Annotated in this window: 11 protein-coding genes; 8 read left to right on the top strand and 3 right to left on the bottom strand. The window is 66.1% G+C overall.

Annotated features, from left to right (window positions below; translation table 11 throughout):
- Nucleotides 1-152: 152 nt before the first annotated feature.
- From Q0Q02_RS15795 to minE, 6 genes are all read left to right on the top strand, one after another.
- A complete protein-coding gene (locus tag Q0Q02_RS15795) occupies nucleotides 153-1,094 on the top strand; it encodes an ABC transporter permease (protein ID WP_293810699.1) in 942 nt (313 codons plus the stop codon).
- 13 nt (nucleotides 1,095-1,107) lie between these two features.
- On the top strand, nucleotides 1,108-1,989 hold the full coding sequence (locus Q0Q02_RS15790) for an ABC transporter permease (protein ID WP_293810698.1): 882 nt from the start codon (nucleotides 1,108-1,110) through the stop codon (nucleotides 1,987-1,989).
- A gap of 111 nt (nucleotides 1,990-2,100) precedes the next feature.
- Nucleotides 2,101-3,111 (top strand): D-cysteine desulfhydrase family protein, encoded by a 1,011-nt coding sequence (locus Q0Q02_RS15785; protein WP_293810697.1) that lies wholly within the window; start codon nucleotides 2,101-2,103, stop codon nucleotides 3,109-3,111.
- A gap of 274 nt (nucleotides 3,112-3,385) precedes the next feature.
- The gene (minC, locus tag Q0Q02_RS15780; protein ID WP_293810735.1) at nucleotides 3,386-4,120 is read left to right on the top strand and encodes a septum site-determining protein MinC; all 735 of its coding nucleotides are present in this window, start codon (nucleotides 3,386-3,388) and stop codon (nucleotides 4,118-4,120) included.
- 95 nt (nucleotides 4,121-4,215) lie between these two features.
- A complete protein-coding gene (gene minD / locus Q0Q02_RS15775) occupies nucleotides 4,216-5,031 on the top strand; it encodes a septum site-determining protein MinD (RefSeq protein ID WP_257734216.1) in 816 nt (271 codons plus the stop codon).
- A gap of 2 nt (nucleotides 5,032-5,033) precedes the next feature.
- Nucleotides 5,034-5,300: a cell division topological specificity factor MinE gene (gene minE, locus Q0Q02_RS15770; RefSeq protein WP_293810734.1), complete on the top strand. Its 267-nt coding sequence runs from the start codon at nucleotides 5,034-5,036 to the stop codon at nucleotides 5,298-5,300.
- A gap of 30 nt (nucleotides 5,301-5,330) precedes the next feature.
- On the opposite strand, the gene Q0Q02_RS15765 is transcribed toward minE, so the two are convergent.
- Together Q0Q02_RS15765 and Q0Q02_RS15760 are read right to left on the bottom strand one after the other, a co-directional pair.
- Complete coding sequence (locus tag Q0Q02_RS15765) at nucleotides 5,331-5,849, bottom strand: hypothetical protein (RefSeq protein WP_293810696.1); 519 nt, start codon at nucleotides 5,847-5,849, stop codon at nucleotides 5,331-5,333.
- Nucleotides 5,850-5,964: 115 nt separating this feature from the next.
- A complete protein-coding gene (locus Q0Q02_RS15760; RefSeq protein ID WP_293810695.1) occupies nucleotides 5,965-6,207 on the bottom strand; it encodes a hypothetical protein in 243 nt (80 codons plus the stop codon).
- A 704-nt stretch (nucleotides 6,208-6,911) separates the two neighbouring features.
- On the opposite strand from Q0Q02_RS15760, the gene Q0Q02_RS15755 reads away from it, so the two are divergent.
- Nucleotides 6,912-7,994, top strand: coding sequence for an efflux RND transporter periplasmic adaptor subunit (locus tag Q0Q02_RS15755; RefSeq protein WP_293810733.1), 1,083 nt, complete (start codon nucleotides 6,912-6,914; stop codon nucleotides 7,992-7,994).
- 4 nt (nucleotides 7,995-7,998) lie between these two features.
- Nucleotides 7,999-11,133 carry an efflux RND transporter permease subunit gene (locus Q0Q02_RS15750; RefSeq protein ID WP_293810694.1) on the top strand — a complete coding sequence of 1,045 codons (3,135 nt, stop codon included), beginning with the start codon at nucleotides 7,999-8,001 and terminating at the stop codon, nucleotides 11,131-11,133.
- A 378-nt stretch (nucleotides 11,134-11,511) separates the two neighbouring features.
- Here Q0Q02_RS15750 and Q0Q02_RS15745 read toward each other — a convergent pair whose 3' ends face one another.
- Nucleotides 11,512-12,633 carry an alpha/beta fold hydrolase gene (locus tag Q0Q02_RS15745; RefSeq protein ID WP_293810732.1) on the bottom strand — a complete coding sequence of 374 codons (1,122 nt, stop codon included), beginning with the start codon at nucleotides 12,631-12,633 and terminating at the stop codon, nucleotides 11,512-11,514.
- Nucleotides 12,634-12,823: the final 190 nt, after the last annotated feature.

The raw sequence follows: 12,823 nt of genomic DNA, 5'->3' as shown, positions 1-12,823 counted from the left end.
ATCTGCGGAGTCCGCCCCTCGGCGGGCTCCGCCTGTCCGACCGTCTTCAGGTGACCGCGCCGGCGGCGTGAGGGCGAGCACGCGATGCCGTGCCAAGCGGGCGCTCCAGCAGCCCGCATCAAAGAACGAGCCGACGGAGGACGAACGACGTAATGCTGAGCTATCTCGTACAGCGCCTGGCATCGACCATCCTGGTGATGACGCTGGTGGGCATCTTCGTCTTCCTGCTGCTCCATCTTTCGGCCGGCGACCCCGCCGCGATCATCGCCGGCGACTACGCCACGCCGCAGCAGATCGAGGCGATCCGCCAGCGGCTCGGCCTCGACGATCCGCTGCTCGTCCAGTTCGGGCGCTGGGGCTTACGCGTGATCCAGGGCGATCTCGGCGTCTCGATCTTCTCCAGCACGCCGGTTTCGACACTGATCCTGCAGCGCCTGGAGCCGACGCTGTCGCTCGCCGTGCTGACCATGATCTTCGCCGTCTCGATCGCGGTGACGCTCGGCGTTCTCGCCGCCTGGAAGGCCGGCAGGCCGATCGACCGAATGCTGATGGGCTTTTCCGTGCTCGGCTTCTCGATGCCGACCTTCGTGGTCGGCTACTGCCTGATCTACGTCTTCGCCATCGAATTGCGCTGGCTGCCGGTGCAGGGCTATCGGCCGATCCTGGACGGCATCGGTCCGTGGTTCCTGCACCTCGTGCTGCCGACGGTCACGCTCGGGCTTGCCTATGTCGCGCTGATCGCGCGCATGACGCGCGCCTCGATGCAGGAGGTGCTGGAGGAGGATTATATCCGCACCGCCAATGCCAAGGGCGTCTCGGCACGCACGATGCTGATGAAACACGCTCTGAAGAATGCCGGCGTGCCGATCATCACCGTGATCGGCATCGGCGTCGCCCTGCTGATCGGCGGCGTCGTGATCACCGAGACCGTGTTCAACATCCCCGGCGTCGGCCGCCTCGTCGTCGACGCCATCTCGAAGCGCGACTACCCGATCATCCAGGGCGTGATCCTCGTCTTCTCCGGCATCTATGTGCTGATCAACCTCGCGGTCGATCTCTCCTATTCGCTCATCGACCCTCGCATCCGGCATTGAGGAGGCGAGACCGATGACAGCCATCGATGCCCCAACCGCCCCTGCCCCCGCCGCCGGCAACCGTCTTGCCCGGATCGGCCGCTTCGTTCGCCGTAACCCGACGATGCTGCTCGGCGCGGCCATCCTGATCTTCTTCCTCGTCGTCGCGATCATCGCGCCATTGATCGCCGGCGACCCGATGCTGAAGGCTCCAACCCGAAGGTTGCAGCCGCCCTCGCCCGAATTGCGTTTCGGCACTGACCAGCTCGGCCAGGATGTCTTCGCGCGCACCGTCTACGGCGCCCGCGTCTCGCTCATCGTCGGTTTCAGCGTCGCGACGATCTCGATCCTCATCGGCCTTACGATTGGCCTTTTCGCCGGCTATTATCGCCGCTTCGACGCGATCGTCATGCGCCTGATGGACGGGTTGATGGCGATCCCGGCCATCCTGCTGGCGATCGCCATGGTCTCCCTCAACCAGGGCAGTATCGGCATCGTCATCGCAGCGATCTCGATCCCGGAACTGCCGCGCGTCGTCCGGCTCGTCCGCTCGATCGTGCTCAGCGTGAAGGAATTGCCCTTCGTCGAGGCCGCGCGCGCCTGCGGCGCCCGCACGCCGCGCCTTCTGTTCTGGCACATCATGCCGAGCACGATCGCACCGCTCATCGTTCAGGCGACCTATATCTGCGCCTCGGCGATCCTGGTCGAAGCCTCGCTCTCCTTCCTCGGTGCGGGCGTGCCGCCGGAGGTGCCGAGCTGGGGCAACATGATCGCATCGAGCCGGCTCTATCTCGCCCGCGCGCCCTGGACGATCTTCTGCCCGGCGATCGCGCTCGCCCTGGTCGTGCTGGCGGTGAATCTGCTCGGCGACGGATTGCGGGACCGGCTCGATCCGCGCCTCTCGCGGCGGCTGTAGCCTGCGTCTGGACTGCACGCCGGGCATGCGTTCGCACGCCCGGCGAATCTCCGTCACCGCGCTATGCTGCCGTCGCCATCGATGGCGACACGAAGCTGGGAGCCTGCCGGAATGAACCGACGCGATACGATCAAACTGGCGCTGCTGCCGACCCCTTTCGAGCCCCTGCCTCGCCTGTCGCAGGCTCTCAGCCGCAACGGCAAGGGCCCGTCGATCTGGATGAAGCGCGACGACTGCACCGGCTTTGCCGGGGGCGGCAACAAGGTGCGCAAACTGGAATACCTGGTCGCGGAGGCGCTGAAACAGGGTGCTGACACGCTGGTGACGATGGGCGCGATCCAGTCGAACCATGCCCGCCAGACGGCGGCCGCGGCCGCGCGCAACGGCCTGGCCTGCGTGCTGTTGCTGACCGATTCGGTGGCGAATCGCAGCGACTCCTATCGGACCAACGGCAACTGGCTCCTCGACCGGATTTTTGGGGCGGAGATTCGCCTGTTCCCGCCCGGCGGGGACGCGACCGCCATCGCTGATGAAGCTGTAGCCGGGCTGAAGGCGCAAGGGAAACGTCCCTATTTCATCCCCGTCGGCGGCTCCAACGCGCTGGGCAGCCTCGCCTATCGCGACGCCCTGTTGGAAATGGCCGAGCAGGCGAAAGCCGAAGGTGTCGGCATCGACCATATCGTCGTGCCGACAGGCAGCGGCGGCACCCATGCCGGCATTCTCGCCGGCGTCGAGGATGCCGGGCTCGCCTGCCGCGTCCAGGGCGTCAGCGTCTCGCGCTCGGCCGAGCAGGCGGGCGCCATCGTTTCCGGGCTGGTCAATGACATCTACGCGCTGGAAGGCCGGCAGCGAGGCAAGCAGGCCGCGCTTGAGATCGATGATTCGCAGGTCGGCCCCGGCTATGGCCAGCCCACGCCTGCGATGATCGAAGCGGTCGAGCTTGTCGCGCGGACGGAAGGCATCCTTCTAGACCCCGTCTATACCGGAAAGGCGATGGCCGGGCTCGTCGCGCTGGTCAGGAGCGGCGCTATCGGCCCCGAGGAGACCGTTGTGTTCTGGCATACCGGCGGGGCGCCGGGGCTCTACGCCTATCCGGAAGTGTTTCAGGGTAGAACGGACTGACGGAATCACCCCGGCATCCCACTTGCGTCATGGTCGGGCTTGTCCCGACCATCCACGCCTTCGCTGGTCGAAAGCCGTGTTCAAGACGTGGATGCTCGCCACAAGGGCGAGCATGATGGCGGGGTTTCTACGCCGTTTTTTATCGGTTCAACACCTCGCAACGAGGCTGTGGAAAGCCTCCCTCAGACCGCATCGAGCAGGCCCGTCCAGGGGCGCGGTTTACCCTCTGTTAACCATTCTCTCGATACACCGAAGCAACCGAAAATTTACCAAGATAACCGACGTGTTAACTCAACCCCGGCCTATCCGCCTCAAGGGGCGGTCCTATCTTGCGCTGACGCTGACCCCGGAGCTGCCCTTCGAGGACTGGCTGGCGCGGCTCGACGACCTCGCCTCGCGCTCCGCCGGCTTCTTCCTGCGGCGCCCCGTGGTGCTCGACATCACCGGGCTGGACGTCGACCGGGCGCAGCTTCGCACCTTCGTCAGCCAGCTCGGCGCGCGCCAAGTGCGGATCATGGGTATCGAAGGCGCCTCGCCTTCCCTGCTCGGCTCGGACCTGCCGCCAGCGATGGCCGACGGGCGCCCGACGTCCGATTTCGAGCCTCCGGTCGCTGCGGCAGAGGCGGCTACGACCGAGGTTGCCGTCGCCGAGCCGGTGATGCCGGACCTGCCCAAGGCCGTGCCGTCGATCATCGTGACGCAGCCGGTTCGCTCGGGCCAGTCTCTGGTCTTCCTAGAAGGCGACGTCACCATCGTCGGGTCGGTCGCGTCCGGCGCCGAGATCGTCGCGGGCGGCTCGATCCATGTCTACGGCACGCTGCGCGGGCGGGCTCTGGCCGGCGCGATGGGCAATCCGGCGGCACGCATCTTCTGCCGCAAGCTCGAGGCCGAGCTGATCGCGATCGACGGCTACTACAAGACGGCCGAGGACATGGGCCCGGAATTCCGCGGCAAGCCCGTGCAGATCTGGCTCGACGGCGAAACATTCAAGGTCGAAGCGCTCGCCTGAGGCAAGGCATCGGACCGAAAAGTGGCCCCACTTCTCGGAAAATTCCGCTGCGACAACAACGAGCTAGCGACGTCAACAATCAGAAGGAGCGGTCAATGGGTAAGGTCATCGTCGTCACATCGGGCAAGGGCGGCGTCGGCAAGACGACATCGTCGGCCGCGCTCGGCGCCGCGCTCGCCCAGGGTGGAGACAAGGTCGTGGTCGTCGATTTCGACGTCGGCCTGCGCAATCTCGACCTCGTCATGGGCGCCGAGCGGCGCGTGGTCTACGATCTCGTCAACGTCATCCAGGGCGAGGCGAAGCTCACCCAGGCGCTGATCCGCGACAAGCGCGTCGAGACGCTCTACCTGCTGCCGGCCTCGCAGACCCGCGACAAGGACAACCTGACGGCAGAAGGCGTCGCGGCCGTCATCGGCGCGCTGAAGGCGAATTTCGACTGGGTGATCTGCGACAGCCCGGCCGGCATCGAGCGTGGCGCGACGCTGGCGATGCGCCATGCCGATATCGCGATCGTCGTGACCAATCCGGAAGTCTCCTCGGTCCGCGATTCCGACCGGATCATTGGCCTGCTCGACTCCAAGACGCTCAAGGCCGAGAACGGCGAGCGCATGGAGAAGCACCTGCTGCTCACCCGCTACGATCCTCTCAGGGCCGAGCGCGGCGACATGCTGAAGGTCGACGACGTGCTGGAGATCCTGTCGATCCCGCTGCTCGGCATCATCCCCGAGAGCATGGATGTGCTGCGCGCTTCCAATATCGGCTCGCCGGTCACGCTGGCTGACCAGGGCAGCGCGCCGGCCATCGCCTATTTCGATGCCATCCGCCGGCTCAAGGGCGAGCAACTCCCCGTCACGGTGCCTGGCGAGAAGCGCGGCTTCTTCGGCAAGTTCTTCGGAAGGAAGGCGGCATGAGCATGAATCTGTTCCGCCTCTTCTCCCGCCCCCGCTCGGCCCCCGCGGCCCGGGAAAGGCTGCAAGTCCTGCTCGCCCATGAGCGTGCCGCGGCCGGCGGCGACGCCGACCTGCTCGGCAAGCTGCGCGACGAAATCCTGCGCGCGATCTCCAAGCACATGCAGATCGACGACGACAAGGTCAGCGTCCGGATGGAGCGCGGCCCCCAGGTCTCGACGCTCGCGGTCGACATCGAAATTCCCTTCGACGCCGGCAAGAAGGCGGCGTAGCGCCGGACACCCGATGGCGTGCGATGGCTGTCAGCCCGTCGCGCGCCCGATGATTTCATCGACCTCGTCGCGATCGATGCGGCGGCGATCGGAGAGCCTCCGGGCGATCGCCGCATGGGCGGCGAGCATCGACGGACGATAGAGGATGGCCGTGGCCGCCGTCGCGCAGCGCGCACGTAGCGCGGCCTCGTCGATCGGCCGCAGAAGCCCGAGATAGGGCTCCATCTGCCGGAGATCGTCCTCATGCGAGGCGATCGCGCCAGGATACCATCTCAAACCTTCCGCGTTCCAGTAGATCATCTCGCCGCAATAGCCGGCGGACAGGATAGCGATCTCGACCTCCGCGCGCTGCCGGTCGACCGGGCTGCCGGGTTGGAATCCCCGCGTGTAGGGCTCGAAGCAGGTCTCGCCCGAGAAGCCGTAGGGCGGCCGCAGCCAGGCATGGGTGATGTACCTCCGATGCTCCCAGCCGACGACGATATGGCCGGCCTCGTGAAAGGCGCAGGCAGCGCGCCGGATATCCGGGGGGATGTCATCGAGAAACGGCATTCCGCCCCAGTGCCACCGACAGCAATCGCCGCGCAACAGCGATCGAACGCAGAGCCTCCCCCCGAGGGACCGCCTCCGCCGACACGAACATGTCCGTCATCTTGGCAGGCGTGGCCTAGCTCGGTCGCGCCTTGATCAAATCCGCCATGCCATCGTCGCTTTCCACGATGACCAGCGTGGACACCTGCCCCGTGCGTGGAATGCGCCGAAAATGCGCAGCTGGCGTCAACAGCTCCGCCGGCACCTTGTCGGCGCCGCCAAACACATCCGCGAACCGCGCTTCGAGCTGGATCGCCCTCTGCCTGTCAACAGATCGGAGGCAAGGTGCGCCTCTGGCCTTCATCGCGTTGCGCGTCATCGTTGGAGAGACGCAGGCGGAGGCCGAGCAGCTCGCGATGCCCGCGCGCGGCGTTCAAGCTGCGGCGATCCCCGTGATGGGCGGAATGGTTTCCGCCGAGACGCGGACTGGCCTGCCTATGTCGTCGGCGCGCCCGAGCGCATGAAGGTGGCCTTGTCGTGCATGGCGGAAGCGACCGGGCTCCATGAATTCATGATCCGGGATTTCCTGGACGATCCGGGACTGCGCCTGCGCACCTACCAGCTTCTGGCTGCCGCCTTCGCGCTGAGCGACCGCCCCTGAACCGAGTTCGGATTCGCCCCCCGCTTCCGCCGACTGTTCACGACGATCGGGGGACGGGCCAGTTCATGGCGCAACCTTTCGAAACCGATGGGCGAGCGGCAGCCCAGCGCCGGGAGACGGCGCGATGGATTGTAGATCCCGCATGTAGGGGAAACCCCGGGCGCGCGCTCATTCGTCGGGAGCGCCCGAACTCCGCTCCGGCAGCCCACAGGTGAAAGAGAAGACGTCCTCGGGGAAGCGCAACAATACCGTAGCACTCGCGGTTGAAAACGAGCAGTATCGTGCGACGTGATCGCTGCCTGCTTCGCATCGGGCGCGTGCGGCAACGCTGAAACAGCGAAGGGGGTCCGATGCCTGTGTCTTTTCGGCCTGCAAACGTGAATTTCTACTTCGGGACGTCACGTTTCCTCGCTCTTGCGTTGATGGGGGGGCTCGTGCTGGGCACGAGCGCCATCGCCCAGCAAGCCGCACCGACCGCGATCCCGGTCGGCACCGTCCTGGCCGAGAAGCGCGCGATCACGCAGACCGCCGATTTCGTCGGGCGCATCGAGGCCGTCAATCGCGTCGAGATCCGCGCCCGCGTCACCGGCTATCTCGAGGACGTGCTGTTCAAGGACGGTGCAACCGTCACCGAGGGGGCTCCGCTCTTCCGCATCGAGCGCAGCCCGTTCGAAGCGGCGGTCGAGCAGGCGCAAGGCGCACTTGAGAAGGCCCAGGGCGCTCTTCAGAACGCCACCGTGCAGCGCCAGCGCGCCGAGGATCTCTTGCGCACCAATGCCGGCTCGGTCGCCGTCCGCGACCAGCGCGTCGCCGAGGAGAAGGGCGCGCAGGGCGACCAGACCACCGCCGAGGCCAATCTGAAGACGGCACAGATCAATCTCGGCTACACCGAGATCAAGGCGCCGATCGCCGGCCGGATCGGCCGCACCAAGGTGACCAAGGGCAATGTCGTCGGGCCCGACAGCGGTGTGCTGGCCCAGATCGTCAGCGACGATCCGATGTATGTCACCTTCCCGGTCAGCCAGCGCGAATTCCTGGCGCTGAAGACCAATCGGCTCCCGGCCGATGGGGCCGCCCCGCTCGTCAGCCTGAAGTTCTCGGATGGCTCGACCTATGACCAGAAGGGCCGCGTCGACTTCGTCGACGTCTCGGTCGAGCGTTCCACCGATACCGTTCTGGTGCGCGCCACGCTGCCCAACCCGGCCGGCAGGTTGCTGGACGGCACGCTCGTGCGCGTCGCGGTCCAGGCCGACAAGAGCGAGGAGAAGGTGCTCATTCCACAGTCGGCGCTGATCGCCGACCAGCAGGGCGCCTATGTCTTCGCCGTCGAGGACGGCAAGGCGGTGGTGAAGCGCGTCAAGATCGGGGCCGAGGCCGGTTCCTACATCGTCATCGAGCAGGGGCTCGCCGGCAACGAGCAGATCGTCATCCAGGGCCTGCAGAGCCTCAGGCCCGGCATGCCGGTGCTCGCCTCGCCCGTGACCCTGACCACCGGCCGGAGCTGAGCCCATGCTGAGCTCCGTCTTCGTCGACCGGCCGCGGCTGGCGATCGTCATCGCGCTCGTCACCACGATCGCCGGTCTGTTGTCGCTGTTCGCGATCCCGGTCGCGCAGTACCCCGACATCGTGCCGCCGCAGATCTCGGTGCGCGCCTCCTATCCCGGCGCTTCGGCCGCCGTGGTCGAGCAGACCGTCGCCCAGCCGATCGAGGCCCAGATCGTCGGCACCGACAAGATGCTCTACATGAAGAGCGTCAGCGGCAATGACGGCAGCTATTCGCTGCAGGTCTCCTTCGAGCTCGGCACCAACCCCGACATCAACAACGTCAACGTCAACAACCGCGTCCAGCTCGCCTTGTCCAAGCTGCCGCAGGAGGTCCAGCGCAGCGGCGTCACCGTCAAGAAGCAGTCCTCGGCCCTGCTCGGCGTCATCGCCGTCTATGCGCCGAAGGGCAATTACGACCAGCTCTTCGTCTCGAACTACGTCACCATCAACCTGCTCGACGCGATCAAATCCACGGCGGGCGTCGGCGACGCCTCGCTCTTCGGCGCGCAGGACTACGCCATCCGCGCCTGGGTCCGCACTGACGCCTTGACCGGCCTCAACCTGACCACCGGCGACATCATCGCCGCGATCCAGGGTCAGAACGCGCAGGCCGCGGTCGGCCGCATCGGCGCCCGTCCGATCTCCGACGATCAGCAGCTACAGCTCAACATCCAGACCAAGGGCCGCCTGACCTCGCCCGAGGAATTCGGCAAGATCGTGCTGCGCACCAATGCCGACGGCTCGGTGCTGCGGCTCTCGGACGTGGCGCGGCTCGAGCTCGGCGCCGCCAATCTCGACCGCGACACCCGCCTGAACGGCGGCCCGGCCGTTCTGATCGGCGTCTACCAGGCGCCCGGCGCCAATGCCCTCACCGCGCTCGAGGCCGTCAAGAAGACGATCGGCGACCTCGAGAAGTCCTTCCCCGAAGGCCTCGCCTGGAAGGTGACCTACGATCCGACCGCCTTCGTCACCGCCACGATCCACGAGGTCCAGAAGACGCTGATCGAAGCCTTCGTCCTCGTCGTCCTCGTCGTCTACCTGTTCCTCGGCAATTTCAGGGCGACGCTGATCCCGACCGTCGCCGTGCCGGTGAGCCTGGTCGGCGCCTTCATCGTGCTCAACGCCATCGGCTATTCCGCCAATACCGTCTCGCTGCTGGCGGTGGTGCTCGCCATCGGCATCGTCGTCGACGACGCGATCGTCGTGATCGAGAACGTCGAGCGCGTGATGGAGGAGCATCCCGAGCTGACGCCGGCGGAAGCGACCAAGCGCGCCATGGGCGAGATCGTCGCCCCGATCATCGCGATCACGCTGGTGCTGCTCTCGGTCTTCGTGCCTGTCGCCTTCATCCCCGGCATTTCCGGCGAGCTCTTCCGGCAGTTCGCCGTCACTGTCGCGGTCGCGATGGTGCTCTCGGCGATCAACGCGCTGACCCTGTCGCCGGCGCTCTGCGCCATTCTGCTCCGGCCGCATCACGGGCCACGGCGCGGCCCGATCGGCTATGTCATGCGCGGCATCGACTGGACGCGCGACCGCTATGGCGAGGGCGTGGCGCGTCTCGTGCGCATCTCCTTCATCAGCCTCGCTGTGACCGCAGCCTTCGGCGCCGGCATCTACGCCATGGGGCGGATCACGCCGACCGGCTTCCTGCCGGAGGACGACCAGGGCGCCTTCTTCGTCGTCGCGCAATTGCCCGACGGCGCCTCGGTCGCCCGGACATCGGCGCTCGCCGCAGAGGTCGAAGGCATCCTGAAGACGGAAAGTGCGATCGCGGACTATTCCACGGTCATCGGCCTCAACTTCATCGACAATTACTCCCAGCCCAATGCCGGTTTCTTCGTGGTGACGCTGAAGCCCTTCGCCGAACGCACCAGCCGGGAGGACTCGGCTTCGGCGGTCATTGCCCGCCTCGCCCAGAAATTCCGCGCCGTGCGCGCCGGCAACGTCGTCCCGATCGCGCCTCCGCCGATCATCGGCCTCGGCACCGGCGGCGGCTTCAGCTATGTGCTGATGGACATGGGCTCCGCCGATCCCAAGGCGCTCGGCCAGGCGCTGCGCGGCCTCACCGTCGCGGCCAACCAGGAGCCGCAATTGCGGCGGGTGTTCTCGACCTTCTCGGATTCGGCGCCCTCGATCTATCTCGACATCGACCGCGACAAGGTCCAGATCCTCGGCGTCGCCTTGAGTGACGTCTTCCAGGCGCTACAGGCCTCGCTCGGCGGCTACTACGTCAACGACATGAACCTGTTCGGCCGCACCTGGCAGGTCCAGGTCCAGGCCGATGGCGCCGACCGCGCCTCGGTCGACGACATCTACCGCATCAATGTCCGCAGCCGCGCCGGCGACATGATCCCGCTGCGCTCCTTCGTCGAGGCCAAGGTCGTGGTCGGCCCGCAGGCGCTGATCCGCTACAACAACCGCCTCGCGGTGACGCTCCAGGGCTCGCCCGCCCCGGGCGTCTCCTCCGGCCAGGCCCTGAAGGCGATGGAGGACGTCGCGGCGAGGACCCTGTCGTCAGGCTATCGCGGCGCCTGGACCGACGTCTCCTTCCAGGAGAAGCGGGCCGAGGGACAGACGACGATCATCCTCGCCTTCGCGTTGCTGTTCGCCTACCTCTTCCTCGTCGCGCTCTACGAGAGCTGGACAATCCCCGTGCCCGTGCTGCTCTCGGTCGCGGTCGGCGTGCTCGGCGCCTTCGTCGCGATCGTCGTGGCCGGGCTGACGCTCGATCTCTATGGCCAGATCGGCATCGTCGTGCTGATCGGCCTCGCCGCCAAGAACGGCATCCTGATCGTCGAGTTCGCCAAGGAGCTGCGGGAAAAGGGCCACCCGCTCCTGCATGCGGCGACCGAGGGTGCCCGCCTGCGCTTCCGCCCGGTGATGATGACGTCCTTCGCCTTCATCCTCGGCCTCTTGCCGCTGGTGATCGCGGAAGGCCCCTCGATGCTCGCCAGGCGCCATGTCGGCACGCCGGTCTTCGGCGGCATGCTGGCGGCGTCCCTCATCGGCATCTTCGTGATCCCGGCGCTCTACGTCGTCTTCCAGGCGCTGCGCGAGCGCCTGCGGCCATCGACCCGGCCTGAGCAGGAACAGGCGTAGAATCGCGTTTCGCGCGGCGCGCACGGAGCCTGAGGGAACCTTGTCTACCGGGTCGCAGCGCGCGACCCGAGACGACAACCCCTGGCAGCAGCAATTTTCGAGCTGATTGAACCGTCAGTCCGTCATTGCGAGCGCAGCGAAGCAATCCAGGGGAGACTGGGTTGAACCCTCCAGCCCAGTCCCTCTGGATTGCTTCGCTTCGTTCCTCGCAATGACAGACTCTACTCAAATCTGGAGGGAGATCAGGGGCTCAGGTCACCGGGCATCATCAAAAGTGCCCTATTGCCGAAGCCGCGCGGATCGGGCGCCCCGCTTCCAGCAGAAACAACGTGCAAGCGTGGAGCGGCGTCGCCGGCACCTGCAAACGACGAGCCGGGCTCAGCCGCCACCCGCGAGAAGCCTGAACGGAGCGCCGATAATGGTGATCGGCAGCTTGACGATGGCTTCGAGCGATCCGCTTGCGATCTCCTGGGCGCTCGCGGAGGGGTGTTGCCTGGCGACACCGCTCTCCAGTACCGCACCGAGCTTCGGCGCGACGGCAGCCAGTTGCGCGAATTTACCGTGATTGCTGGAATCGAGCCCCTTGACCTCGGTCATGTCGATCACGATGGCGCCTAGCGCGGCCAGTTCCTCTGGATTGGAATCGGCTCCGAGCCTGCCCTGACCTCCCGCCAGGAAATTAGAGGCCCCCAGCGCCTTGTCATCCTTTGAGAGCACGATGAAGAACGGCTTTGCCGGCTTGCCGAAGCGGCGCATCTGCGATTTGAAAACATCGATGTCGATATCGGGCGCGGCCAGCACCACATGCCCGAATTTCGACGCCGGTGGCAGGTCTCCGGAGAGACGAAGCTGCCGCAGAGCCTCGACCGTCACCCAGTTGCCCATGGAATGCGCCAGGATGTTGATCTGATCCGCGTTGCTGGCGAAGAGGAGGCGAAGAGTGCGTTCGAGATCGTCGCGCGCCGCCGTGGCGCTGTTGGTATCATAGACATACTGGGTGAGTTGTCCGCGCGACGCCCAGGTAAACAGGACGGACACACCGTCTGCACGCGAATCGTGCACGAGCTGGGCGAAACGATAGAGCCCCTCGGCGAACATCGTGTTGTAGCCATGGATGAAGAGGAAGATGCTGCGCTTCCCCTTCGGCTTCGCGGCGAGCTGCGCGTTCAGCGTGCTGATGAAAGCCTTCTCGCTCTCAAGGTAGCCGGCCTGGCGGACGACGAAATCGGTCTTCGGATCGCCCGGCGGGCGCGATGCCCACTCGACTTCGCCTGGGGTGTGCTTGTCCGGCACAGAAACGACGATCTTGGCGAAGTCGAGCGGCGTGCTGCGCTCTCCGTTGAACAAGGTGCCCGGCCGGTCGTCTCGCTTGCGCGTGGTGGCCACGAGCAGAGTGTGCGGCGTCGAACCAGAATCGATCTCGACGACCGGGGCCAGAAAGCCCGCTTCGGGTCGCGATCCACAACCCGCCACCTGCATCGAAGCCGTGAACGCCGCCACCAAACAGGCGCCCCTGCCAGGCAAACGCCTCGCAACTCCGCGCCACCAACCTCTCGACGCAGTCAACAGAAATCGCATGGAATGCTTCTCGGCACAGGAAACATCGTCGCCATCTGCATACGCGTATTTCGTTATTTGACCTAGGCTCAGGACTCATTGATTGAGCCAGAAGATAAAGGTTGCGGCGAAG

It is taken from the genome of uncultured Allobosea sp. (assembly GCF_945956895.1).
In the GTDB taxonomy this organism is placed as follows: domain Bacteria; phylum Pseudomonadota; class Alphaproteobacteria; order Rhizobiales; family Beijerinckiaceae; genus Allobosea.
The sequence above is the reverse complement of the archived record's forward strand: the minus strand, read 5'-3'. Positions and strand labels throughout refer to the sequence as shown.

Excerpts from the sequence above, each read along its gene's own strand:
- Q0Q02_RS15785 (WP_293810697.1), top strand. The coding sequence starts at position 2,101 with ATGAACCGACGCGATACGATCAAACTGGCGCTGCTGCCGACCCCTTTC.
- Q0Q02_RS15765 (WP_293810696.1), bottom strand. The coding sequence starts at position 5,849 with ATGCCGTTTCTCGATGACATCCCCCCGGATATCCGGCGCGCTGCCTGC.
- Q0Q02_RS15755 (WP_293810733.1), top strand. The coding sequence starts at position 6,912 with ATGGGGGGGCTCGTGCTGGGCACGAGCGCCATCGCCCAGCAAGCCGCA.
- Q0Q02_RS15750 (WP_293810694.1), top strand. The coding sequence starts at position 7,999 with ATGCTGAGCTCCGTCTTCGTCGACCGGCCGCGGCTGGCGATCGTCATC.
- minD (WP_257734216.1), top strand. The coding sequence starts at position 4,216 with ATGGGTAAGGTCATCGTCGTCACATCGGGCAAGGGCGGCGTCGGCAAG.
- Q0Q02_RS15760 (WP_293810695.1), bottom strand. The coding sequence starts at position 6,207 with ATGACGCGCAACGCGATGAAGGCCAGAGGCGCACCTTGCCTCCGATCT.
- Q0Q02_RS15790 (WP_293810698.1), top strand. The coding sequence starts at position 1,108 with ATGACAGCCATCGATGCCCCAACCGCCCCTGCCCCCGCCGCCGGCAAC.
- minE (WP_293810734.1), top strand. The coding sequence starts at position 5,034 with ATGAATCTGTTCCGCCTCTTCTCCCGCCCCCGCTCGGCCCCCGCGGCC.
- Q0Q02_RS15795 (WP_293810699.1), top strand. The coding sequence starts at position 153 with ATGCTGAGCTATCTCGTACAGCGCCTGGCATCGACCATCCTGGTGATG.